At 42.8% G+C, this 23,454-nt stretch carries 21 protein-coding genes; 12 read left to right on the top strand and 9 right to left on the bottom strand.

The genetic code is table 11. The features are described from left to right. Positions 1–185: 185 nt before the first annotated feature. The 3 genes from B3S92_RS03585 to B3S92_RS03575 all read left to right on the top strand — a co-directional run bounded on the left by B3S92_RS03585 (position 186) and on the right by B3S92_RS03575 (position 3,220). Positions 186–1,277 carry an NUDIX hydrolase gene (locus B3S92_RS03585; protein WP_296202798.1) on the top strand — a complete coding sequence of 364 codons (1,092 nt, stop codon included), beginning with the start codon at positions 186–188 and terminating at the stop codon, positions 1,275–1,277. A gap of 158 nt (positions 1,278–1,435) precedes the next feature. Further along, complete coding sequence (gene nadC / locus B3S92_RS03580) at positions 1,436–2,350, top strand: carboxylating nicotinate-nucleotide diphosphorylase (RefSeq protein WP_296202796.1); 915 nt, start codon at positions 1,436–1,438, stop codon at positions 2,348–2,350. A 228-nt stretch (positions 2,351–2,578) separates the two neighbouring features. Continuing rightward, the gene (locus tag B3S92_RS03575) at positions 2,579–3,220 is read left to right on the top strand and encodes a MarC family protein (protein ID WP_077449930.1); all 642 of its coding nucleotides are present in this window, start codon (positions 2,579–2,581) and stop codon (positions 3,218–3,220) included. 120 nt (positions 3,221–3,340) lie between these two features. Here the strand turns inward: B3S92_RS03575 and B3S92_RS03570 are convergent, their stop codons facing one another. Beyond that, positions 3,341–3,934 carry a LysE/ArgO family amino acid transporter gene (locus B3S92_RS03570; protein ID WP_296202790.1) on the bottom strand — a complete coding sequence of 198 codons (594 nt, stop codon included), beginning with the start codon at positions 3,932–3,934 and terminating at the stop codon, positions 3,341–3,343. Between the two features lie 222 nt (positions 3,935–4,156). Here B3S92_RS03570 and B3S92_RS03565 point away from each other — a divergent pair, with 222 nt between their 5' ends. Then, positions 4,157–4,747: a hypothetical protein gene (locus B3S92_RS03565; RefSeq protein ID WP_296202788.1), complete on the top strand. Its 591-nt coding sequence runs from the start codon at positions 4,157–4,159 to the stop codon at positions 4,745–4,747. Between the two features lie 45 nt (positions 4,748–4,792). Next, positions 4,793–5,392 (top strand): hypothetical protein, encoded by a 600-nt coding sequence (locus B3S92_RS03560; RefSeq protein ID WP_296202786.1) that lies wholly within the window; start codon positions 4,793–4,795, stop codon positions 5,390–5,392. Positions 5,393–5,484: 92 nt separating this feature from the next. Here the strand turns inward: B3S92_RS03560 and rluB are convergent, their stop codons facing one another. The 6 genes from rluB to trpS all read right to left on the bottom strand — a co-directional run bounded on the left by rluB (position 5,485) and on the right by trpS (position 11,438). Beyond that, a complete protein-coding gene (gene rluB, locus B3S92_RS03555; protein WP_244156507.1) occupies positions 5,485–6,366 on the bottom strand; it encodes a 23S rRNA pseudouridine(2605) synthase RluB in 882 nt (293 codons plus the stop codon). Between the two features lie 326 nt (positions 6,367–6,692). Continuing rightward, positions 6,693–7,676, bottom strand: a complete 984-nt coding sequence (locus tag B3S92_RS03550) for an alpha/beta fold hydrolase (RefSeq protein WP_244156505.1) — start codon at positions 7,674–7,676, stop codon at positions 6,693–6,695. Between the two features lie 99 nt (positions 7,677–7,775). After that, a complete protein-coding gene (locus B3S92_RS03545) occupies positions 7,776–8,606 on the bottom strand; it encodes a cation transporter (RefSeq protein ID WP_296202784.1) in 831 nt (276 codons plus the stop codon). A 29-nt stretch (positions 8,607–8,635) separates the two neighbouring features. Continuing rightward, positions 8,636–9,310, bottom strand: coding sequence for an SMC-Scp complex subunit ScpB (gene scpB / locus B3S92_RS03540; RefSeq protein ID WP_077450271.1), 675 nt, complete (start codon positions 9,308–9,310; stop codon positions 8,636–8,638). 160 nt (positions 9,311–9,470) lie between these two features. Then, positions 9,471–10,334: a segregation and condensation protein A gene (locus B3S92_RS03535; RefSeq protein WP_296202783.1), complete on the bottom strand. Its 864-nt coding sequence runs from the start codon at positions 10,332–10,334 to the stop codon at positions 9,471–9,473. A gap of 12 nt (positions 10,335–10,346) precedes the next feature. Then, on the bottom strand, positions 10,347–11,438 hold the full coding sequence (trpS, locus tag B3S92_RS03530) for a tryptophan--tRNA ligase (RefSeq protein WP_296202782.1): 1,092 nt from the start codon (positions 11,436–11,438) through the stop codon (positions 10,347–10,349). Positions 11,439–11,754: 316 nt separating this feature from the next. Between trpS and B3S92_RS03525 the strand changes: the two genes are divergently transcribed. The 3 genes from B3S92_RS03525 (at position 11,755) to B3S92_RS03515 (ending at position 14,860) form a co-directional block, all read left to right on the top strand. After that, positions 11,755–11,988: a hypothetical protein gene (locus tag B3S92_RS03525; protein WP_296202780.1), complete on the top strand. Its 234-nt coding sequence runs from the start codon at positions 11,755–11,757 to the stop codon at positions 11,986–11,988. 39 nt (positions 11,989–12,027) lie between these two features. Beyond that, positions 12,028–13,134 (top strand): RNA-guided endonuclease InsQ/TnpB family protein, encoded by a 1,107-nt coding sequence (locus B3S92_RS03520; protein ID WP_296202779.1) that lies wholly within the window; start codon positions 12,028–12,030, stop codon positions 13,132–13,134. Positions 13,135–13,228: 94 nt separating this feature from the next. Then, positions 13,229–14,860: a calcium-binding protein gene (locus B3S92_RS03515; protein ID WP_296202777.1), complete on the top strand. Its 1,632-nt coding sequence runs from the start codon at positions 13,229–13,231 to the stop codon at positions 14,858–14,860. Between the two features lie 122 nt (positions 14,861–14,982). Here the strand turns inward: B3S92_RS03515 and B3S92_RS03510 are convergent, their stop codons facing one another. Together B3S92_RS03510 and B3S92_RS03505 are read right to left on the bottom strand one after the other, a co-directional pair. Then, complete coding sequence (locus tag B3S92_RS03510; protein ID WP_296202934.1) at positions 14,983–15,987, bottom strand: lipid A biosynthesis acyltransferase; 1,005 nt, start codon at positions 15,985–15,987, stop codon at positions 14,983–14,985. Positions 15,988–16,267: 280 nt separating this feature from the next. After that, a complete protein-coding gene (locus tag B3S92_RS03505; protein ID WP_296202775.1) occupies positions 16,268–18,232 on the bottom strand; it encodes an ATP-binding cassette domain-containing protein in 1,965 nt (654 codons plus the stop codon). Positions 18,233–18,441: 209 nt separating this feature from the next. Between B3S92_RS03505 and B3S92_RS03500 the strand changes: the two genes are divergently transcribed. From B3S92_RS03500 to B3S92_RS03485, 4 genes are all read left to right on the top strand, one after another. Beyond that, a complete protein-coding gene (locus B3S92_RS03500) occupies positions 18,442–18,690 on the top strand; it encodes a SlyX family protein (protein WP_296202774.1) in 249 nt (82 codons plus the stop codon). Between the two features lie 276 nt (positions 18,691–18,966). Then, entirely contained in the window at positions 18,967–20,445 is a 1,479-nt protein-coding gene (locus tag B3S92_RS03495) for an OmpP1/FadL family transporter (RefSeq protein WP_296202772.1), read from the top strand. A 268-nt stretch (positions 20,446–20,713) separates the two neighbouring features. Next, positions 20,714–22,093, top strand: coding sequence for an outer membrane protein transport protein (locus B3S92_RS03490; RefSeq protein ID WP_296202771.1), 1,380 nt, complete (start codon positions 20,714–20,716; stop codon positions 22,091–22,093). Between the two features lie 201 nt (positions 22,094–22,294). Further along, a partial coding sequence (locus tag B3S92_RS03485) for an Ig-like domain-containing protein (RefSeq protein ID WP_296202770.1) occupies positions 22,295–23,454 on the top strand: 1,160 nt, incomplete at its 3' end.

The following is a 23,454-nucleotide window of genomic DNA, read 5'->3' as shown; positions in this document are numbered from 1 at the left end:
ATTTATAGGAGATATTAAATGCTTTGTAAAATCCCTATTTTTCATATACTTAGCATAGTTTTTAGCAAGTTTTTATTGTTTTGAAATAATTTACGTTTACCTTTAAGCTTGAATTAGGCTTCGTGTAATCAAGCTGATTTACAGATATACTAAGAGCCATAGCTTTAATAACATTGATGATAAATATGAGTTTGTCTTTTTCTCACGCCCATAGCGAAGGTAGCGGTACCACTGAAGTGGTTGCCGTGTTGATTGCGATTACCCACGGCCGAGCCCGAGTGCTGACGGTGGATGGGGGTAAGCTTTTGCCCAATGGACCGCTTATGCCATTACACCGCTCATTGCAAGCGGGTGTACGCCAATGGGTAGAAGAGCAGACAAAACAGCCTTTAGGGTATATCGAGCAGTTATATACCTTTGTCGATACCAATAGACGCAATAAAGACGGTCATGCCTTGGTCTATGTCAGCTATATGGGCTTGGTGCAAGAGGCAGCGATACCTGAAGCCATGATGGAGGGCGACAAGGATAAAAAGTCAGACTTCGAGCCAGCCTCGGCAGCCGTTAATACTAAAAGCAGTGCCCGCTGGCGAGATTGGTACGATTATTTCCCTTGGGAGAATCGTCTGCAAACAGAGGCTAGCAGCAACCAAATCACTGAAAAGCTAAAGCAATGGGCAGAAGCGGCGAGTAGTAAGTCAGAGAGATTGAAGCGCTTACAACGTATTTATCTGTGCTGGGGTGGCGACTGGGAACAAGACTCAGATTTTGAACAGATCGTTGCCAGTGGTGATGGTCACAGTAGCAGTGCTAAAGAGATGTTTACCAAATGGGTGGCTGAGCATGCTCTGTTGCGTTATGAGATGCTCTATGAAGCGGGCTTATTACCTGAGTCACCTGACTATAATGCCAGTAAACTGCCAAAAAATTGGCATCAAGTTATCGGCGAGCCTATGTATTATGATCATCGCAGGGTGATTGCTACTGCTATATCGCGACTGCGTGCCAAGATTGAATATCGTCCGCTTATTTTTGGTCTAATGCCTGAAGAATTTACTTTGTTGCAATTGCAGCAAAGTGTAGAGGCTTTATCTGGGGTGCCTTTGCACAAACAAAACTTTAGACGGCTACTTGAAAGTCAAAACTTGGTCGAGCCGACGGGTAATAGCAGTCAAACTGGCCGAGGAAGACCTGCCAAATTATATCGATTCCGATTTGATATAGGACTACAAAGTTTATTGATGGACAGTAAACTGCCTAAAAGTAACCCTCGTTGATCTTAAACAGTAAAGCATGAATCAATAACTAGGCTTAGATTAGTTATTGCTAAAGCGGTTTTTCTTCGTTATATTTATGCTCATTATGAGTATTATTGGTTGAGGATTTTGCCTTAGCTTTTTATTTTACCTTAAAATATAACTATCAAGGACCCATTATGACTTCAACGCCTAGCACTAGCCCTCAGCAGACTTCTCATACTACAACCCTTAATGTCCCTCCTTTAAATGATGTGTTGTTGGTGCCCTTGGTAGAAAATGCCTTAGTAGAAGATTTAGGTCGCCGTGGTGATGTAACCTCGCAAGCGACGATACCAGCTGACAAGCAAGCTACGTTAACTTTAACCGTCCGTGATGAAGGCGTGGTGTGTGGTCTAGACTTGGCAAGACTGGCCTTTGCTCAAGTCGATGCCTCTATCGAATTTACCGCGCATACTCATGACGGAGCTTGGGTAACAGCGGGTCAAACTCTAGCTACCATTAGTGGCAATGCTCGTAACTTGTTGACAGCAGAGCGTACCGCTCTCAACTTCATGACTCATCTAAGTGGCATTGCTACGGCTACTCGCAAGGTCGTAGATCTGGTGGCTGATCATCCAGCACAAATTACCTGTACCCGTAAGACCATTCCTGGTCTGCGCACTGTGCAAAAATATGCGGTACGCTGTGGCGGGGGTCGTAACCACCGTTTGGGTCTGGATGATGCCATCTTGATTAAAGACAACCATATTGCCATCGCCGGCAATATTACTAAGGCCATTGAGCAAGCCAAGCAGCTGGCAGGTCATCTAATTCCGATTGAGATTGAAGTCGATACCTTGGAGCAGCTAAAGCAAGCGCTGGAAGCGGGGGCAGAGCTGGTATTATTAGATAACATGAGCCCTGATACTTTACGTGAAGCAGTGGCTTTATGTAAAAACCATCCTAGTGGCCGAGTAAAGACAGAAGCTTCAGGTGGTATTACTCCAGACAGCGTGGTAGCGGTAGCGGAAACTGGGGTAGATTTTATCGCCATGGGATATTTGACTCACAGTACCACTGCGCTAGATATTGGCATGGACTTTTCGGCTTAAGTCTTACTTCAAGGGCCTGTAGCTTACTTTGGCTAGGGCAAAATCTTTGTAATAAAGTAAATGAGTGGCTCAAGCTTGTAATAATATGCTACTTGCGCGATACAAAGAGCAGTTATTGCCTTATAATTACCCCCTCTCTCATTACTAAATTGGGGAGCGTGCAGAGAGTCGCATACCGGTCCTGCACGCGCCAATACTGCCCTTTTTCTACAAACTGAGGCGCCCTTTATGGACACCGAAATTGTAAAAATCATAATAGCGTTTATGGTGCTAATTAATCCCTTTAGCGCGCTAACCCTGTTTTTAGATTCGACTCGAGGCTATAGCATGACTGATAGGCGCCGTTTTGCGCGTATCAGTAGCTTGACTGTGTTTATCACTATTACTTTCTTTACTGTAGCTGGTGAAAGCTTGCTAAAGGCCTTGGGTATCTCAGTAGGCTCTTTCCAAGTAGCCGGTGGAGTGCTGGTATTTTTGATTGCCATTAATATGATGAATGGTGACGGCAACCCAGCGAAACCCGATCAAGAAAACGTTGATTTTGATGACAGTGTCGAGAGTATCGGCAGTACAGCAGCAGCAGTAGTGCCGTTAGCCATACCTATGATGGTAGGTCCTGGAGGTATTTCGACGGTTATTATTTATTCTGCTCAAGTGTCCAATTGGCAACAAAAATTAGCGATTATCATTGCTGGGTTATTGATTGCTGTATTTTGCTATCTGGCATTAATGGCCGCAGGACGCTTAAGTAAATTATTGGGGGATACTGGGCTGAACATTATCAGCCGTATTATGGGGATGCTGTTGGCCGCCGTGGCAATTGAAATTTTAGTCAGTGGTATTCGCACCATCTTTCCCAGTTTAGTCTAAACTAAATTTACAGGTTTAGCTCAAATTTAATAGCCTAAGTTCAATAGCCTCAACCATATCAGATTACTGGCCTGAATCCTTACTGAGCGCACAATTTATCCTGCCGAACTAACGGCAATATCAACTGTTATATAAATACCAAGCCAAATAAATCATCAATATACCAACTAGGGCATCCAAGATACTCCAAGCTTTGGGTTTAGCAAATAATGGCGATAATAACCGGGCGCCATAGCCTAAGCTAAAAAAGAACACGAATGAGGCACTTATTGCCCCCAATCCGAACTGCACCTTACTATCCGCTCCCGTCGAAACCATACCTACCAGTACCAAAGTGTCTAAATAGACATGAGGGTTAAGCCACGTAAAGCCAAAACATAACAGCAATGATTTTTTTAGGCTACTGACCTGTTGATTATCTTGTGTCAAAGCATGCGATTTGCTAACACTGGCATATAAGCTTTGTAATCCATACCCCAATAAGAATAAAGCACCTGCAATCTTTGCAAGGGAGACGATATTGGGATATTTAGCTGTAACTGCGCCAAAACCAGCGACCCCAGCGGAGATTAATAAAGCATCTGATACCGCACAAAATAGACATATGGCAAAAACATGCTGTTTTTTTATACCTTGTTTTAGAATAAAAGCGTTTTGTGAGCCTATCGCAAATATTAGCGATAAGCCTAAAGCAAAGCCTGATACATAATCCATCTAGTTATCTCAGGGTAATTTATTAAAATAGGAGTAGGCTAAGCCTTTATTACTATAAAAATTGCGTAACTGACCGCATATAAGACACTATAGAAACTAAATATAAGGCCTAGTTTAGACGGTCTAATTATAAAGTATTGAGGCTGACATAAGCGCGAACTTTCACACTGAAATATTAAGACTTCCGTATTTTAATAATAAAAAACAACAAAGGATGGATATATGACGCAAGCCACTGCAATGGTACTGATGTTTATCATGTACGGTTTATTGCCAGCTGCAGGGATATATTTAGGTTATCGAGGCATTAAAAAACTGACTCAACCCAAAATGTTAGAGTACAAAGCCATGCCGCAGTTGGGTTTTATTCCAGAGAAGAGTTTGCCACCAGAAGTGAAGCAAAGACTTGATAGCATCAATGATAAAGGTGAAAAGCTTAAAATGCTGTATGGCGATACCAACAATGATGGGATTATTGATGATTCAGATGCCGTCACTGAGACTTATATTATGATTAAGAATGTGATGGATACTCATATTCCTGAAGCCGTTGCAGACTATCGCCGGTTACATGACTTAGACAGCGCCCCAAATAAAACGGTTATTATCTCAGCTGAGAAAAGCAGTGCCGAGTCTAGCCGGGCCGATACGACGAAGATTAAAAACTCAGATATGACGGGTAGAGAAGCTTTATTAGAAGTGCTGAATACAGTGGAAACTCAATTTGATGATTTGTTAGATGCCGCTTACCATCAAGATGGTCAGAAGCTTTTGGCAACCAACCGTTATTTGCAGCAACGCTTTGAGAAGTAAAAATCAATCACTGAGTCAGGTTTAACTAGGAGGTAGGTGTCATAAATGAGTGTGCTAATTGGAGCAGGTGTTGTAGCCGTATTGGCGGCAGGCTATGTGGGCCATAAGGGTTGGCTGGCTTTTCATCGCGCTGTTGGTATCACTCCTGGCACTCTTAAATATGTTGAGCCCTCGCAGTTGCCCCCACCGCCGATGCTACAGCTGACATTAGTTAGTGATCAAATAAAAGGATTGCCTCCAGCTATTGTAGAGCAGCTGTTACGCATTGATGGTAAGGCCGATATATTCCAGCAGTGGCGCAATGATGCAATTAAAACAGGTCAAACCCCGATGGTCTCTGAAGATGAGTTTATGGTAAGTAAACTATTGCAGAGCCGGTTACCAGAGCTCATTGAAAACTATCAGCGTATTGCCCTTCATGAGGAGCTACTGCAACAGGCCACTAATAGAGCGTTGACAGCCGCTTACAATAATAGGCAAGTTAGCAGTGAAGAGCAGATTAGTGAAACAGCAGCCCAAGCGCTTGGGCTGCTGTTAGAAGTATTAATAAAAATTGAAACCAAGCTGGATAGCTTGCTCGAAGGTTGTCAAAGTGAAGCCTTACAGCAGATGCAGGTGATGCAGCGCTATCTAGATCAGCGTTAATATGATTTGGCACTACAAACTAAAAAGCCCTTAGTTATTCACTAAGGGCTTTTTTGATTTTTGGGTAAGCTATTCTAGACTCTAGACGCCAATTAACGTTTAGAACCTCTGTTGCCAGTATCTCTACCACGGGTATTGCTAGAGCTTCTACCGGCAGTATTGGCTCGGCCACTTCTAGAGCTGGTACGGATGGTACGAGCTTTCATTGGTTTTTTCTGGAAACGTTCTTTTTTCTCTTTTGCCTTGCCATGGACGCCCATATCCTCACGAGGACGGATACCCACTAGATCAATCAGACGGTGAATTTCTTTACGATCTAATTCAATAAAGCGGCCAGTGCGTAGCTCTTTCGGCAAATCTACTGAACCATAGCTGGTGCGCAGTAGACGGCTTACTTTAAGACCTTGAGATTCGATCAGACGGCGGACTTCACGGTTACGCCCTTCTTTTAGCTTAACGTGATACCATTTGTTTACGCCTTCACCGCCGCCTTGTTTTATGTCTTCAAACTTAGCTAGGCCATCTTCTAGCATGACCCCATCGGTTAAGTTTTTCATCATCTCAGGGGTTAGCTCGCCCAATACGCGTACCGCATATTCACGAACAATCTCATTAGAGGGATGCATTAAGCGGTGAGCCAATTCACCATCGTTAGTGAATAATAAAAGGCCAGTCGAGTTGATATCTAGACGACCCACCATAATCCAGCGATCATGAGTTAGCTTCGGTAAACGCTCAAATACGGTGGTACGACCTTCAGGATCATTGGCAGAACAAATCTCACCTTCTGGCTTATAGTAGGCCAAGACACGGCGACGTTTTTCACGTTCTGATTTGTATTTGATTAAACGTCCGTCAACACGGATCTCATCACCTTGCTCAACACGGTCACCAATGGTAGCAGGCTTTTGGTTGATAGAGACACGGCCTGCTTTAATTACTTCTTCCATTTGACGGCGTGAGCCTAGGCCCATACGGGCTAAAGCTTTTTGCAGTTTTTCGGTACCGGCAGTGCTGGCTTGAGTGGTTGAAGAGGCGAATTGATAGTCACCGTTGTGATCGGTATAGACATCGCTTTCTTGAGTAATATCAGGTTGATTTGACGAATTAGGGTGATTTGATTGAGGCATGTTATGCATCCTTGAATCGGTGAGTGGCTACATTTCACAATGTAGAGAAGTTTTTTTAATCAGGCAGAGCTGATTTTGGATGACTATTATACGTCAATTTATCTCGATTATCGCTATGTGCTTACAACTTTCTGTTTTTTCTTTACTTAACTGGTTTAAAAAGAAGGGTTTTAGCTGTGCTGTTGCACCCAATCCAGCACAGTAGGCCAAACCTCTTTAGAAGCGTTACGGCTTAGGAAAATACGGGTATGGTTATAATCTTCCAAGTCGCCATTAGCGATAGAGAACTCACGCCATTTATTGTTTGAGTTTTTAAAAGCCTGTAAGTACTTTAAAGTACCTTGCGGCGGAGCAACCCAATCCCCGGCGGCGCAAATAGAGTAAATCGGTACGGTAATATTGGGCATCAGCGTACGATAATCGAGCGGTTGTGGGGTAGTTACGGTTTGCGACTTCCTGCTTAGGCGTAGCCCTGCTTGTCTAAGTAATTGTTGTCGTATGGGTGTCGGTAAATAGCTACTGAAGTTCTGATTAAGGTTCCAGTCCATCCACTGCGAGAGCAAATAGTAGCTCTCATTCATAGTGCCCAACTTCAATCGCTTACCTTCTACATAACCCAGCTGACGGGTCACTACTTTGAGAAATAGTAATTTTGCGTAGCTTGAAGGGGTGGATGTGCCAGCAAAGACTTGGCAAGCTACCATACAGATGCTGTTTATCTTATCCATAAATTCGGGATAACGGGTCAAACATAGGGTCAAACAAATACCGCCACCACTGTGAGTAATGCAGTGTAGTGCATCAAGTTTAAGCTCATCCAATAAATAATCAAAAGTGGCTTTAACATCGTAAAATGCGATGTCTTCTAAATGATAGTTGGTTTGCGGTTGACTGCTGCTGCCATGACCGCGCCACTCCATAATAAAGCATTGATGGCCCAATGAGGCAAAATAACTGACGATGCCCAAACAGACAGTCTTGTCCGAAAAGGCGCCATGCAGAAACAAAAGATTTTGTTTTTTATCAGCAGCGTTAGGGCTATTAAGATCCTTATCAAAAGCCTCATCATCGATTATTCGCCAAACGGCAACTTGTTGATGGTCTTTCGTGGTGACTAGATTTAAAGTTTGTTCAATCATTGCTTGAGGTCTCATATCCTTATGATGTTTATTTGCTTCAAACCCAGCTACTTTACACTTAGCGGTTTAATTAAGCTACTTACTTGAGCTATTTGCTTCAGCTATTAGGCTTGGCTACTTACTCAACTTCAATATTCTAAAGGCGCCTTGAATAACTAAAGCAAATACGATGCTACCAATAATTAAATCAGGCGTACTAGAGTGTAACCAATTAACTAAAATCCCTGCAACAATTACCCCTAAATTGATAATCACATCGTTTGAAGTAAAAATCATACTGGCTTGCATATGGGCTTCTTCTTTGCTTTTCGATTTTTGCAGTAAATACAGGCAAATCGAGTTTGCAATTAGCGCAAGAATCGATATAACAATCATGGTAGAAAAGTCAGGTAACTGCTCATTGCCAAAGAAACGTCTTAGTACTTCTAAAAAACCAAGAATCGCTAGCGTAATTTGAAAATATCCGGCAATTTTAGCAATCCGTTTTTTCTTTATAACCGTTCCACCGACCGCAAATAAGCTAATTCCGTATACGAAGCTATCTGCTAACATATCTAAGCTGTCGGCGACCAACCCCATTGAACGAGAAATCAGTCCCGTGCTCATTTCAATAATAAAGAAAGCAAAGTTAATGACGAGCACTATCCATAGTAGCTTTCTTTGCTCAGCATCTTTTTTGTGACTAGAGTCAGTATCAGTTTTAAAATTATTGTTGGGATCGTAAGGGTCAATGGTTTCGGTCGAGAGTAGGGTGTCACCTAAATTTAGGTCATGAATAGTCGTCTCTATCCCTTCTACATTGCCATGATGAAACACAGTTAATTTACGGTTAGGAATGTCGAACTCAAGATGTTGAATATCCGAGTCGCCCTCTAATTTCATTCGGATTAGGTTTTCCTCCGAAGGACAATCCATCTTCGATATTTTAAACGTTGTTTTATTCATAGCTGCATCTATATCCGAACTGTCCTAATTTAATCATTCTGGGCTTTACTATTGTCCAAATTCAAATCAGGTAGCGGGGGTAGCTGCTCTAGACTCTCAAGCCCAAAAGCATCTAAAAATTCTGGTGTGGTGTGCAAAAGTGCAGGGCGACCCAAAGTCTCCCGGTAACCTTTTTCCATAATCCAGCCTTTATCAAACAGCTGACGTAGGATATTACTCGACACAGTTACCCCGCGCACTTGCTCGATGTCACTGCGGGTCACCGGCTGTTTATAGGCAATCACACTTAACGTTTCCAGCAAAGCTTGGCTTAAATTCTCCAAACGCTGCGGAAAGACCTCTTGAATGAGACTACTATATTCACTGCGAATTTGCAGTCGATAGCCACTGGCTGATTCACTCAGACTGAGCACACCGGTAGTCAATCTCTGTTGCAATATAACCATGGCTGTCTCTAGTTCCTGTTTAGATAAAGATAAATACCTTCTCAGTTGACTGCCTGTTAAAGGCGATTCTGACGCGTGTAATAGCACTTCAATTCTACGACTTAATAAGTCATAGCGATTAAAGGCGCTTAGGTCGGAGTTAATAGTCTCTTTTTGCTCAACAGCAGAGTCAGTAGTTATAGAAGTCTCATTGTTAGCTACATGATTGTCAGCTAACTGGGAATCTACTAACAACGAGTCATCGGTTTGTTTTGCCATGGAAATTCGCTAAATTTTAAAATAGGGAGAAACAGTAACTAATACTTATATATAGTTACTTCTATAGAGTTACTTAGATAAAGCTACTTAGAAAAAGCCATATAAACTGGTTTTTTAGCAGCTGGTTTTTAGTAACTAATTTTTAGTAACTAAGGTTAAATTAAGCCACCCAGCGCAGCTTTAGGCTTGATAAACTGTAAGTAGGTTGCAGGTCTTGAGGCATCTCATCGACGGGCTGTGATTGATTATTCTCAGCTTCTATAACATCAATGATTTGTCGCTTCATTAATTCTAGAACCGCAACGAAACTGACCACTACCCCGAGTCGGCCTTGGCTTTGATCCAGCAGTTCAATAAAAGTCCCTTCACCTCGCTCACTCAGCTGACGACTGATACTGGCAATGCGATCTGATAAGGGGATGGGATCAACCTTAACATTATGCATTTGATAATCAGGTTTCAGCTGCATCTTCAGCAAGCTTTCTACTAACATGGTTGCAGGATAGCTGGGTAACTCAGCGGCCATAACCTCAGGATCAGGCAGGCTAGCCATTGCCAAAAACACATCACGCTCTAGACGGATCAAGTTGTCCAAACGGCGAGCTGCCTCTTTGATTTGAGCGTAGTCCTCCAAGCGTGCTATCAGCTCCGCTTTTGGATCCCGCTCATCTTCTACTTTCTCAGGCAGAGGCAGCAGTAGTTCTGTCTTAATAGCAATCAAAGTAGACGCCATCAGCAGATAATCACCTGCCAACTCGAAGTGGTCTGCATCGAGCTCGTCAATATAGGCCAGATACTGCTCAGTAATGGGCAGAATAGCGGTATCGGTGATATCAAAGTTGTTCTTTTTGACCAGATACAATAAAAAATCGAGGGGCCCTTCAAACTGCTCTAACCAAATAGCAAAAGCCTGAGGCGGTACATATAAATCCTCAGGCAAAGCTTCAACAGGCGTAGTATAAATTCTTATACTGCCGCCTGTATCGACTAAAGAGTCTGTTGAAGGGGTCGCTGTGGTATTCAAAAACCGTTGCCCTTACTTCAACTTGGCTAAAGGTTTAATGCCGATGGCACGGCGTGCTTTATCTAGCTGCTTACGGCTATGACGGCGGGCTTTTTCAGCTCCCATTAGTAAGATTTCTTCCAGCTCTTTTGGATTGGCCATCAGTTCAAAATAACGCTCACGGAAGGGAGCAATTTCACCGTTAATTTTTTCAAATAAAATTTGTTTGGCATCGCCCCAAGCAATACCTGCTTCATACTGGCTACGTAGGTCAGCCAACTCTTCTGGCGTAGCAAATGCTTTATAGATTTCAAAAATCACTGAGTCATCAGGATCTTTAGGCTCTTCAGGAAGCTGTGAGTTGGTCACAATTTGCATGATGGCTTTACGCAGCTGTTTTTCTGGGTCAACCTGAGGGTTGTACTCCCCAAATAGAGGAATGGTGTTGCCATAACTCTTACTCATTTTACGGCCATCAAGACCGGTTAATAGAGCCACGTTATCATCGAATACCGCAGAAGGCAGGGTAAATAGTGATTTGTTGTACTTATGGTTAAAGGTACCAGCGATATCACGAGCCATCTCAACGTGTTGAATTTGATCGCGACCGACAGGCACGTGGGTAGCATTGAACATTAAAATGTCAGCCGCCATTAGGACCGGATAACCAAATAAACCCATGGTAATACCATGATCAGGGTCTACATCGGCCTTTTCATTATTGGCATCGACTGCGGCTTTATAAGCATGGGCACGGTTCATCAAACCTTTAGAGCACGAGCAGTTCAAAATCCAAGCCAACTCAGGGATCTCAGGCACATCAGATTGACGGTAAAAAACCACTTTTTCAGGGTCTAAACCACAAGCCAGCCATGTTGCGGCAATGGCTTTAGTAGACTCATGCACCTGCTTAGGGTCAGAGCACTTGATGATGCTGTGATAATCCGCTAAAAAGAAAAACGACTTATCGTCTTCATTGGTGCTGGTCTGTGAAGACCGAATCGCAGGACGAATGGCGCCCACATAGTTACCTAAATGGGGAATACCAGTGGTGGTAACGCCTGTCAAAGTACGTCTTGGCTGATTGGCTTCTGTTTGGTTTGGATGGGTCTCTGATGCGCTCATAAATCACTCAACTATTAAAACAGGTTGTTATAAAGATTATAGGAATAACAAAGTTATTGTATCGGTTCAGTATAACAAATAATCACTGTTTTTTAGCCTTATAGTCACTAATAGACCACACAGTAATTATTTATCTTATTTAATTTAAGCAACTGGTTATCAGCTAGATAGAGGGAGTTGTAGATGGATTGTCATTAATTTCTAACTTCACTCTTGCTAATTTGTTTGTTGTATAACATAATTTTGAACCCGATGTTTCAAGGATGAAGGACAACACTGTCACTCAACGACACACTATTTATAAGGATATAAAAGTATGGGAATGTTCGATTACAAAAACTACTCCAGTGAAGAGTCTGCCAAATTGGTGGACGATGCCAGTCGTCTCTCGGCCTACACCAATGCCTTCAGTGTTTTTGGCTTTATACCAGGCGCAGATGCGCTAAATCTTGCAGGTAAGTTAACCGGCAATTTATCACCAGTCGCCGTAAAACCACCCACTTCAGGGGGTAGATATAAGGCGACACACACTGTCGTAAGAAGTCGTTAAAGGGTTGTAAGCTAAAATCAATCTTGCCATACTAAGCATATGAAAACACTCAAGCTACGCATTAAAGACAACCACATAAAAGAGCTGAATCGTCTAAGCGGTTCGGTAAACTTCGTGTGGAACTATGTCAATGCGTTAAGTTTTGAGCATCTAAAACGTACCGGTAAGTACTTTTCAGCCTATGATTTGAACCAGTACACCAAAGGTAGCGGTGAGTATTTAGGAATACACAGTCAGACCTTACAGGCTATCAATGAGACACACGCTAAATCACGTAAACAATTTAAAAAAGCCAAACTTAACTGGCGTACCAATAGAGCTGATGCTAAACGTAAAAGCCTAGGTTGGATACCATTTAAAAAATCAGCCATTAAATACCTAAGCACAAGACAAAGCGGTAAAAAAGCACTGAAATCAACCCTACAGCTATCGCTATCTAAAGGTCAAAAGCTTATCATCGATGTATTCGATAGCTACAACCTAAGCCTATATCAAATTAACACGCTTGAGATAGTACAAGACAGTCGTAATCGTTGGTATGCGTGTATTACTGTTAAAGACTTTCCTAAGCAAGTAAGTGGTAAGGGCAACGTTGGTATTGATTTGGGCTTAAAAGAGTCTGCTACTACCTCAATGGGTGATAAACTTACTATTAAGCAGACTCAAAAATGGGCGAATAAATTAGCAGTAGCCCAGCGTGCTAACAATAAAAAGCGTGTTAAAGCAATTCATGCCAAAATCAAAAACACAAGATTAGACTTAATTCATAAATTCACCACCAAGCTTGTTAAAGATAACAGCTTAATTGTGGTTGGTGATGTTAAATCTCGCTCATTTACAACTAAAAAAACCAATCTAGCTAAATCGACATACGATGCAGGTTGGTTTGAGCTTAAACGACAACTGGAATATAAATGCAAGTATGCAGGTTGTCAGCTTGAGATCGTAAATGAGAGTTACACTACCCAGACCTGCTCGTACTGCCTTGAAATAAGTGACAGTAGTCCGAAAGGTATAGCAGGTTTGCGAATAAGAGGATGGACTTGTGCTGAGTGTGGCACATGGCATGATAGAGATATCAATGCTGCTAAGAACATCCTTGCGGTCGGGCTTGACCGTCTAGCGGTAGGAATCCCCTCGGTTTAGCGAGGGGAGGAGGTCAATCCCCAATCAGACCAATGTTGGCATTCCAGAGGGTTGGGCCAAACTAAGCCCTAGTGATCTGGGAGTCAGTGATTCTTTGGTAGATAAAGAAGGCTACTTTCAGATTGAGAGTATGTTTAGTGGTAAGGTTGAGGGTGGGCCACAAGCGCTTATCTTTGGTCAATACGATGCAGCTGGCAAGTTAACAGGTATTAATCTTAATATCTCTGGTACCAATAATCTGGTTGATGTATTGGATTATCTGGATTTTAACAGCCGTAAAGGCATCGCCTTATTAGAGCCTATTTTAGCTATAGTCAAAGACTTCGCTGTGGCCAACGGCTTAAGCGGTAGTGATGTGTTGATTAGTGGTTATAGTGCTGGTGCTGCCGTTACTAACATGATTGCCGCTGAGCGTGAAGTGTTGGCGGATGGCTTTTTTGAAGAGGCCGACTATATGGCTTTTGCTGTCCCCACCATCTATGACAACCCAGATGTTATTTTAAACTTTGGTTATGAAAACGATGTGGTGCATCGCATTACCGGTAGTGAGTCGAATATCTTAGATGCTATTAAGGCAGCCGACTTTGGCTTGGTTAACCCAGACAAAGACTTTAGCAGCTCAACTGACAACGTGGTGTTGTTTAACGATGTGTACGCTTCGCCTATTTGGGATGTCAGCCTATTTTCTTTATTAAATATCCCCACCGGCTGGTATGCTCACATTAATGGCATTACCACAGACGCCATTAGCCGCATTAGTAATTCCACTTTCTATGAGCATACCAAACAAGACAGCACAGTGATTGTGGCAGATTTAACCGCGGTAAGCCGAGCGACTACTTGGGTGCAAGATGATAAGTCACATACCTCAAGCCATTATGGCAGCTCAGCCTTTATTGTGGGCAGTGCTTATGATGATCTAATCGCTGGCGGTAGTAACTTTGATTATATCGATGCCGGTAAAGGCAATGACATTATCAAAGCTGGGGTTGGGGTTGACCATATTGATGGCAACGAAGGCCATGACCAAGTTCGTGTTGCAGGCAGAAGTAATGACTGGAATGTCTTTAAAATGGAAGATGATACCTTATTCTTCTTAGACAAAGATGGCATTAATTTGGTTGAAGCTGATAACGTAGAAGCGGTTAGTTTTGAAAAAGAAATCGCCAGTCATTTGAACAACTACGACATTGGCAGTAATGGCTTGATTGATAACCGTCCGGTGATTAAATGGTTTAGTAAAGGCAAAAGCTATGGGTCGCACACTGAGGGTAGTGACGGTGATGATAGCTTAACAGGTAATATCGTGTTTGGCCGTGAAGGAGATGACGCTATCCACGGTACGAAGGGCAACAATACCCTGCATGGCGGCCAAGGTGATGACACCTTATACGGACTGGCGGGTAATGATAAGCTTTATGGTGCCGAAGGGGATGACCGTCTAGATGGTGGGGCAGGCAACGACTGGTTAATCGGCGGCATTGGTAATGATACCTTCGTCATCGGTAATAATGCCGGCTCTGATACCATTGTGGATTTCAATAATGATATCGGCTATAACGATGTTATTGAATTCTCATCCTCTTTATTCCAAAGCTTTACGGATTTAGCAGCCAATGCCATTCAAGCCAAAAATGATGTGCTGGTTACTCTTAACTCAACCGACTATTTGACTGTTCTTAACTCTACAGTAGACGATGTCCTTAACTCTTCAGTGATTATCTAATCAGCACAACCTTCGATAATAATCTGCCCGTATAAAAAAAGACGCTTCTATAATAGGAGCGTCTTTTTTGTTCTAGGTTTATTAATAGCGTTACTTGTTAATAGAGTCACTTATTAATAGAGCTATTTACTAGATGTTTTTTTATTGTAGTAGGAAGTGCGACCTTCCTCCCCATTCTTATAGCGCTTATGGAACCACATCCACTGGGTAGGATCAATACGAATCAAGCTTTCTAAAACCTCATTAATACGGGTCGCATCCACCACTTCATCCTTGGTAGGGTAGTTCTCTAAGGCAGGCGTGATACTAAGGTGATAGTGTGGGCGCTTGCCCCGAGGAATATTATCCGGGGTTTGTCTATAAGTATGTAGCGCCATCACGGCTGGCGGGTTTGATTTATCTCCCATACGAGCCAGTCGTCTTGGCGCAGTCACTGTGGCAGCAGGCACCCCAAAAAAAGGAGCCATGACCCCATGCTTAAGCCCATAATCCTGATCGGGAGAATACCAAACCACGCTGCCTTCTCGGATACGACTCACCAGCTTACGCATATTGTGATGGTCAATTTGTTCATCAAAGATATGACGGCGGCCATTATAAATAAACCAGTCAAGCAGCTCGTTGTTTTGTGGACGGTAAACACAATCAATGGCTGAGAATTGAGCAAATAAACGGCCACCTAAGTCCAGCATGGTGTAATGGCCACCTAGTAGTAGTACCGCTTTGCGTTGTTTTTTTGCCTCAACCAAATGGTGCAACCCAGAAATAGAAACCGTACGGGTAAAGACATTGGGACGAAACCAAGCACATAAGGTCTCAAATACGCCGATACCCTGATTAACAAAGACCTGCTTGGCCATAAGCTCACGGTCTTCGGCCATCTTTTCTGGGAAGGCAAGCTCAAGATTAACTAAGGTGTCATTTCTACGGCTTTTTACCAAATGATAAAGCGCTATGCCAAGCTTACGCCCAATCCAAAACTGGATTCGTAAAGGCAGATAAATAAGTGGCAATACCAAAGCAAGTAGCAGCCAAATTCCCCAGTACTTAGGCGCTAAAAAGGCCAGTTTAAAAGGCTTTTTTTCTGCCACAGAAGTTTGCTTGTGGTTCTCGGTGATGGTTGGCATGCCTTTTGGGATAGGAATAGGCTTTGGAGGTTGCGAATTCACAGAGGCCTGAATCGAATCAGACTTAGGTCCTGTTTGAGGTGTGTAGTGCTGAACGGAGGACTGTACAGGAATCTTGTTAGACTCCTGTTTTTTAGGACCGCCAGTAGGAGAGGAGGGAGTATTCATAAAATTTCACCAGAGTGAGGCCAGCCGGCTGTGTTGATCAGCCGACTTTAATCCAACTAACCCGAAGGTAACTACTCAGAAACCAGTAAGACCAGCAACTACAAGACAGCCGCTAGCTGTCAAGTTCATCCCAGCGCTCTAACTTCATCATAAGCTCTTCATCTATCGCGGCCAGTCTTTCACTAGCAGCAGTAGCAGCTTCTAAATCTGTGGTAAACCAGCTACCATCGGCCAGTTTTTGTTGAAGATCGGCTTGTTCTTCTTCTAACTTAGAGATTTGATTGGGTAATTCATCAAGCTCTCTTTGCTCATTATAGCTAAGCTTGCGTTTAGGGGCTGTTGGCGCTTTGTCAGCAGCAGTTACAGTAGCGGCTGCCTCTTTTTTCTCTACTTTTTTGCTGTTATCGGCTTTGGCAGTCGCTGCAGCCTTAGCATTAAAGCTGTCTTCACGCTGCTTTTGCACTAAGTAATCTTGATAGCCACCCACGTACTCTTTTACGATGCCATTGCCTTCTTCATCTTGGTCAAATACCCAAGTTGAGGTGACCACGTTGTCCATAAAGGCACGGTCATGGCTAATCAGCAGAATGGTGCCATCGAAGCTGGCTACCGATTCTTCTAGTAACTCAAGTGTTGCCATATCTAAGTCGTTGGTCGGCTCATCGAGTACCATAATGTTGGCAGGCTTTAATAATTGCTTCGCTAGTAGGACACGGTTTCTTTCACCCCCTGATAAAGCTTTTACTGGGGTGCGGGCACGTTCTGGTGCGAATAAGAAGTCTTGTAAGTAGCTCATGATGTGAGTCTTTTTACCGCCAACTTCGATGAAGTCAGAGCCTTCAGACACGTTTTGGGCCACACTGGCTTCTAAGTCTAATTGATCGCGCAATTGATCAAAGAAAGCAATCTGTAAGTTGGTGCCTAGAGTAACCGTACCGCGCTGGATAACTTGGTCATCTGACTCACCGAGAATGGCTTTAATAAGTGTCGTTTTACCTGCCCCATTCGGCCCAATAATACCAATCTTATCCCCACGGATAATAGTGGTGCTAAAGTCGTCTACCAATACGTTGCCATCATATTCAAGGTGTAAGTTTTTGACTTTACAGACCAATTTACCGCTCTTATCTCCACTGGTCATGGTGATGTTGACGTTACCCACTTGCTCACGGCGTTTTCTACGCTCTTCACGCAGTTGCTTTAATTCACGCACACGGCCTTCGTTGCGAGTACGGCGGGCTTTAATGCCTTGACGAATCCAGACTTCTTCTTGGGCTAATTTTTTATCGAAGTTGGCATTGTTTTTTTCTTCAGCAATCAGTTGCTGCTCTTTTAGCTCTTGATAACGGGCATAGCCGCCAGCGCCTTGAGTCACGTCATAGCTGGTTAGCTGACCACGGTCTAGCTCAATGATGCGAGTGGCTAATTTATCAACGAAAGCTCTATCGTGGGTAATGAATAATAAGGTCAGTCCTTGCCAGTCTTTTAAGAACTGCTCTAGCCACTCAATACTCGCCACATCTAAGTGGTTAGTTGGCTCATCAAGCAATAGAATATCCGGCTTGGTCACCAAAGAGCGGGCCAGTAGCACCCGACGTTTACGACCACCAGATAGGGAAGATAAGTCATCTTCAGGATCTAGCCCCATGGTAGTAATAATCTGACGGGCTTCACGCTCCAAGTCCCAACCATGAGCCGCATCGATATCGTGCTGCAGATTAGACATAGCTTCACAAGCATCCATGTCCCCAGAAGCACACTCATCGGCTTTTTTATTATAAGCAATCAATAACTCGGCAGTCTTTTTGTCACCGCCCATGACGATGTCTAGGATACGGCCACTGGTCTCTGGCACATCTTGCTCAAGCATGGCAACTTTGACACTGCTATTAATGATGACCTCACCACTGTCTGGGACGATTCTGCCATCAATAAGCTTAAACAGAGTGGATTTACCCTCTCCGTTGCGTCCAATCAGACAGACGCGCTCTCCTGCTTCAATACTAAGATCAATGCCATCAAGAATAGGAGCAACACCGAAGGCTAAGTGGATGTTTTTTAAATTAATAAGTGCCATATATGTATCATTACCATTATTTTATAAGTTATGTTCTTAACTACTACATGTTAAAATTGAGTACAGTATATCACGCAGACAGCGAATCATAACCTGTCATCGTATTTGGCCTCCCTTTTGGCTTATTTAATGTCATGAGTTTAAAGTCATTAGGTTTTGTACAAGGGTAGGGCCTCATCCTCTTTTATCTATATATTCAGAAGAAATCCATGTCAAATTCAGCACAGAACCCCAGTGAGAGTCTTCATCACTTAAAGCAGCAAATAGCCGATTTACAGTCTAATGTGGCCTACTTAGAGCTCACGGTAGACAGTTTGGATCAAGTGATTACCAAACAAGATAAGCAAATTCAAGATATGCAGCGTCAGTTGCAGCTAATGTATGTTCAATTAAATAGAGTCAGTGACTCAGGCATAGCGCCTTTTGATGCCGCCTCAGAAGTACCGCCACACTATTGATAGCCGCAGCTTAGGATTTATTCTGTCTTCATAGCGGGTTTAAGTGAGTTAATGAAAAATCAGAAGGGTCCGTGTGGAAAATAATTATAAATATATCAAAGTGTTGCAATTTATTTCTTCTTTAAGTAGTATTGCCGGTAATTAATTATTGAGTGGTTGAAATATAACCCAACAATAATTAGTGTCTATCCCTCTGTTTTATGATTTCACATTTCGTGAAAAGCCTAATCATAAAACCTTAGTGCCCATCCTATAAATGGAATTTTGGAGAAGTTAATGCGCTCTACTTTTATTATTAAACCTCTTGTTACCGCCGTTGCTGCTTTATCTGTTGCAAGCGTTGCTTCTGCTGCCGGTCTTGACCGTTCTGGCCAAGATATCTCTGCCTTTTTACAAGACGGTACCTATGCTGAAACCGTATACACCTATATTGATGCCGATGTAACTGGCCATGATTTAAATGCTGATGGTAGCAAAGGCAAAAAAATTAAAGACATCGCTGAAGACTATGACTTCTTCCGCTATGGTGTAAAAACAGACATCAACGATACTTTCAGTATCGGTGTGCTATATGATGAGCCATGGGGTGCAGCTGCTGATTACCATGGTGACAACTCTTTTGTTGGTTCACCTACAGATGTTGTAGGGGAGTTACGAGGCAGTATTCAGCAGTATGAAGCTGGTGAAGTTGCACTAGGACGTTTGGAAGGCGCACAGGCACAGTTTGACCAAGCAATGAGTGGTGGAGCTTCGGAATCACAGATTGATGCTTTGATTGCTAGTAACGACGAACTAGCTGCTGCAGGTATTAAAAATTACAATCAGCTAACTCAAACTGTAGCTGGAACCAAACAGCAGCTTGAGGCAAACAAACCAAGTTATGAGCGTGTTAAAGCTCTGGACGAAGCGGGAGTATTAGATAAAGCATTAGCTAATACTGAAGCAACTAAAGTAGAAGTACGCAGTGAAAGCTTGACAGCATTAATGGGTATGAAATTTGGTCAGAATAAAGAATTTCAAATCTACGGTGGTCCAGTCGCCCAACGTCTAAAAGCTAATGTGAAATTACGTGGTGATGCGTACGACCTTGCAACAGGCTATAACCTAAATGTAAACCCAGATACCGATTATGGTTGGGTTGCAGGCCTACAGTACAGCAAGCCTGAAATTGCACTTAAAGCAGCGTTAACCTATCGTTCTGAGATTGACCACAGCGTTACTGCACAAGAGTCTATGCTACTAGCAGGAGCAGAAGGAACTCAAAAGATGAAGGTTACTACGCCTGAGTCAGTTAACTTCGATTTCCAAACTGGTATCAATCCAACCACATTAGCAACCGCGAAAGTACGCTGGGTGCCTTGGAGTGACTTTGCGATTACACCACCACTATATAATGAATCAACAAAAGCTAGATTCCCTAATGGCTTAGATTTAGTATCATATGATGATGACCAGTGGCAAGTTGAGCTAGGTCTGGCTAAGCGTGTGGCTGACAATCTTGCTGTATCTGGTACCGTAGGTTGGGACAGTGGCGCGGGTAACCCAGTTACTTCACTAGGTCCAATCGAAGGTTATTACAGTGTGGGTCTTGGTGCGAAATACGACATCACTAAAAACTGGGCAGTATCAGCAGGTGGTAAATACTTAATGTTCGGTGACGCCAAAGGTCAAATTCCTAGCGGTGATATCGTAAGTAAATTCGAAGACAACGACGGTTTTGCACTGGGTGTTAAGCTATCTTATCAAGATAAGTAACCGCTTAAAGCTAGTTTAAAAAGGAGGCGACCATGGGTTGCCTCTTTTTTTATGTCCTTGAATAAATTAGTAAAACAGTGGTTGCTATCTTGAAATAGTTTGATTATGATATTTACACGATTTACTAACTCTTACATATTTGTAATACACCTATCGGATATTTAAGAAACCAGTATATTTTTGGCACCGGACTGCCTGGCACCTTATCAATAACTTTGCTACTAGCAATAGGTACTGTGTGTCTACTATTTTTCATGGAGGATTTCAAATGTCACAAAAGTTCCCTATCTCTAAGCTAACGCTTGCTCTTTTAACCCTTCCCGTCGCTTCTCTTACCCATGCTGCAGGTATTGACCGCTCTGGTCAGGATATTAAAGGCTTCTTTAATGATGGCACTTACGCCGAAATCGACTTTGCTTATCTAAAAACAGATATCTCAGGCCATGATAATGCTGGTGAGTTAGCGGGACAGAAGTTTGGTATAACTCAGACGGAAGACGCGTACGTAAAAGGTAACTCTACAGGGAACATATCAAAAGATGCCTACACCTTCATGCGTTATGGGGTGAAGACTGATATTAATGATACAGTTAGTGTGGGGCTTTTTTATGATGAGCCTTACGGTGCCGAAGTTCAATACGAAGGTGAGAGTGCCTTTGTTGCTAAAGCAGGGGAGAAAACGCTGGCTAATCCTAGTAAACCCGTTCCTTTATCGAATGAGATCATTAACCCGAACGTACTTGTAGATGGCTATGAAAAAGGAACCAATGTAAGGCTCCATACTGAGTCTTGGACTGGACTAGTTGGTTTTAAATCACCAGATGGTTTCCAAATCTATGGTGGACCTGTATTACAAAAAGCAGAAGCTAAAGTTAACTTGCGTGGTACTGCATATGGCCCATTGTCTGGTTATGATGCCAACGTGAACCATGATACAGCTCTAGGTTGGGTAGCTGGTGTCGGTTATAGCAAGCCAGAGATTGCCTTAAAAGCCAACTTAACTTATCGCTCAGAGATTGATCATAAAACAAAGGTTTCTGAGTATATTCCTTTATTAGAAAATGGCGCTTTGAAGGATCAATTTTTAGGCGAGCTAAATATTGATAAAGATTCAGAGCTTGCTAAATCTATTAGCCCAAGAGCAAGTACTAAAGCTAAGGTAACTACACCTGAGTCAGTTAACTTCAACTTTGAAACGGGTCTAAGCGCTAAACATCAGTTACTAGGCACGTTGGATGTGCGCTGGGTGCCTTGGAGTGACTTCAGCATTGTGCCGCCAATGTATAACGCCTATTCCAAAGCCGCTGTTGAGGGTGGGCTACCCTTACTAGATTATAAAGACGATCAGTGGAAGGTTGATGTGGGTTTGGCTAAGAGATTCAATGAAAAATTAGCGGGCTCTGTCGTAGTAGGTTGGGACTCTGGCGCAGGCGATCCTGTCAGCTCTTTAGGTCCTGTTGAAGGTTACTATAGTATCGGTGGGGGTGTTAAATACAATATTACTCCTGAATGGGCTATTTCTGCTGGTGGTAAGTATTTGAAGTTTGGTGATGCCACCGGTAAGCTACCTAACAATAGTATTGTGAGTAAATTCCAAGATAACGATGGCTATGTATTAGGTGCTAAGCTTTCCTATCACAGTAAATAATGTCAATTTTTTACCTAAAACAAACGCAATAGAAGCTTGTTAGCCTTCCTTATATTTGTTATAAGTCATATTCATAACAAGCTTCTATACAGCAAGCTATCAGATAAAACTCTCTATCTGTGCTGCTGTTATCCAAATAAACAGATGTACAAAATTCAGTAGAATTAATGGATTATTTAATACCTTCATGGAGGAAGACGAATGTCAGCTAAAGACCATTCAATTACCAACGATACAACTACCAACAAACTAAATACCCCTCTTAAAGCCAGTGTGGTACTGGTTTCTGCTATGTTAATGGCAGCTTGTGGAACCAATGGAAAACAGTCATACAACCTAGAAGATGTCTTTGGCAGCTCTGATATTGTTTATAAGCCCAAGACACCTAAAAACTCTAATTTCTCTGAAGATGGTACTAAGGTTAGTGGTCAAGCTGAGGGTGGTGCTATCGTTAAGGTAAAAGATGAGGCGGGCAACGTACTGGGCTCTGCAACAGCTGATGACGATGGAAACTTCGAAATCACCTTAGATACCCCCTTGACTAACGGCCAAAAAGTAAAAGTTGAGGCTTATTACCCCAATAGTACCCGCCCAAGTGACCCACTAGATGAGACAGCTCCTATTATTAAAGAGCCAACAGAGCCGAATGAGCCAAATGAACCTGAAGCTAATAAGTCGGGTGTACAATCTATCAATGTAGGCACATCAGCTGCGGGTCTAGATGATTTTGTAGTCACCACACGTGACTTTGAAGCGGGAGATAATACTTTAACGGCCCGTGCTGATACAGCATCTGGTGGTCTATTACCTGCAGTTGATGTACAAACATCAGGTGAAGATGATACTGATGCTGGTAATGGCTTTAAGAGTCATGAAAACAGCACTACTATTCCAACGGCGTTAGGTGAGTTACCTCTTGAATACACCTCAGTGTATAAAGACTATGGCGATGATATGCGTATTGGTCATATTGACGGAACAGCAGTATTAGGCGGGGAAGTAGAAATTCCTGTAGATGGTGTTGCAGTTGTCGGTCATGCAACTAAAGCTGAGAACATGCCAACTGAAGGCACTGTTGGCTATAAAGGTGATGCAACTTATCGTAAGCTAGGTATCGGTAATGACATCGAATTTGGTTCATCAGTATTTACAGCAGACTTTGTCGCTAAGAATGTTAAAGGTGATTTAGAGTTCGCTAAAGCTGGTAAGATTAGTTTGACTGCAGATATCGATGGCAATAAGTTCTCAGGCGCAGCAGATGCCAATGGTGGTTATGCAACAGAAGGTGGCTTCTACGGTGGTGATGCTGACTATCTAGGTGGTGTATACGAGGGTAATGGTGCTCAAGGTACTTATGGTGC

Source organism: Psychrobacter sp. UBA3962 (genome assembly GCF_002385225.1).
Taxonomy (GTDB): domain Bacteria; phylum Pseudomonadota; class Gammaproteobacteria; order Pseudomonadales; family Moraxellaceae; genus Psychrobacter.
The sequence above is the reverse complement of the archived record's forward strand: the minus strand, read 5'-3'. Positions and strand labels throughout refer to the sequence as shown.

What these genes read in the sequence shown, in the direction of transcription:
- B3S92_RS03585 (WP_296202798.1), top strand. Translation starts at nt 186, where the DNA reads ATGAGTTTGTCTTTTTCTCACGCCCATAGCGAAGGTAGCGGTACCACT.
- nadC (WP_296202796.1), top strand. Translation starts at nt 1,436, where the DNA reads ATGACTTCAACGCCTAGCACTAGCCCTCAGCAGACTTCTCATACTACA.
- B3S92_RS03575 (WP_077449930.1), top strand. Translation starts at nt 2,579, where the DNA reads ATGGACACCGAAATTGTAAAAATCATAATAGCGTTTATGGTGCTAATT.
- B3S92_RS03570 (WP_296202790.1), bottom strand. Translation starts at nt 3,934, where the DNA reads ATGGATTATGTATCAGGCTTTGCTTTAGGCTTATCGCTAATATTTGCG.
- B3S92_RS03565 (WP_296202788.1), top strand. Translation starts at nt 4,157, where the DNA reads ATGACGCAAGCCACTGCAATGGTACTGATGTTTATCATGTACGGTTTA.
- B3S92_RS03560 (WP_296202786.1), top strand. Translation starts at nt 4,793, where the DNA reads ATGAGTGTGCTAATTGGAGCAGGTGTTGTAGCCGTATTGGCGGCAGGC.
- rluB (WP_244156507.1), bottom strand. Translation starts at nt 6,366, where the DNA reads ATGGGCCTAGGCTCACGCCGTCAAATGGAAGAAGTAATTAAAGCAGGC.
- B3S92_RS03550 (WP_244156505.1), bottom strand. Translation starts at nt 7,676, where the DNA reads ATGAGACCTCAAGCAATGATTGAACAAACTTTAAATCTAGTCACCACG.
- B3S92_RS03545 (WP_296202784.1), bottom strand. Translation starts at nt 8,606, where the DNA reads ATGAATAAAACAACGTTTAAAATATCGAAGATGGATTGTCCTTCGGAG.
- scpB (WP_077450271.1), bottom strand. Translation starts at nt 9,310, where the DNA reads ATGGCAAAACAAACCGATGACTCGTTGTTAGTAGATTCCCAGTTAGCT.
- trpS (WP_296202782.1), bottom strand. Translation starts at nt 11,438, where the DNA reads ATGAGCGCATCAGAGACCCATCCAAACCAAACAGAAGCCAATCAGCCA.
- B3S92_RS03525 (WP_296202780.1), top strand. Translation starts at nt 11,755, where the DNA reads ATGGGAATGTTCGATTACAAAAACTACTCCAGTGAAGAGTCTGCCAAA.
- B3S92_RS03520 (WP_296202779.1), top strand. Translation starts at nt 12,028, where the DNA reads ATGAAAACACTCAAGCTACGCATTAAAGACAACCACATAAAAGAGCTG.
- B3S92_RS03510 (WP_296202934.1), bottom strand. Translation starts at nt 15,987, where the DNA reads ATGCCAACCATCACCGAGAACCACAAGCAAACTTCTGTGGCAGAAAAA.
- B3S92_RS03505 (WP_296202775.1), bottom strand. Translation starts at nt 18,232, where the DNA reads ATGGCACTTATTAATTTAAAAAACATCCACTTAGCCTTCGGTGTTGCT.
- B3S92_RS03500 (WP_296202774.1), top strand. Translation starts at nt 18,442, where the DNA reads ATGTCAAATTCAGCACAGAACCCCAGTGAGAGTCTTCATCACTTAAAG.
- B3S92_RS03495 (WP_296202772.1), top strand. Translation starts at nt 18,967, where the DNA reads ATGCGCTCTACTTTTATTATTAAACCTCTTGTTACCGCCGTTGCTGCT.
- B3S92_RS03490 (WP_296202771.1), top strand. Translation starts at nt 20,714, where the DNA reads ATGTCACAAAAGTTCCCTATCTCTAAGCTAACGCTTGCTCTTTTAACC.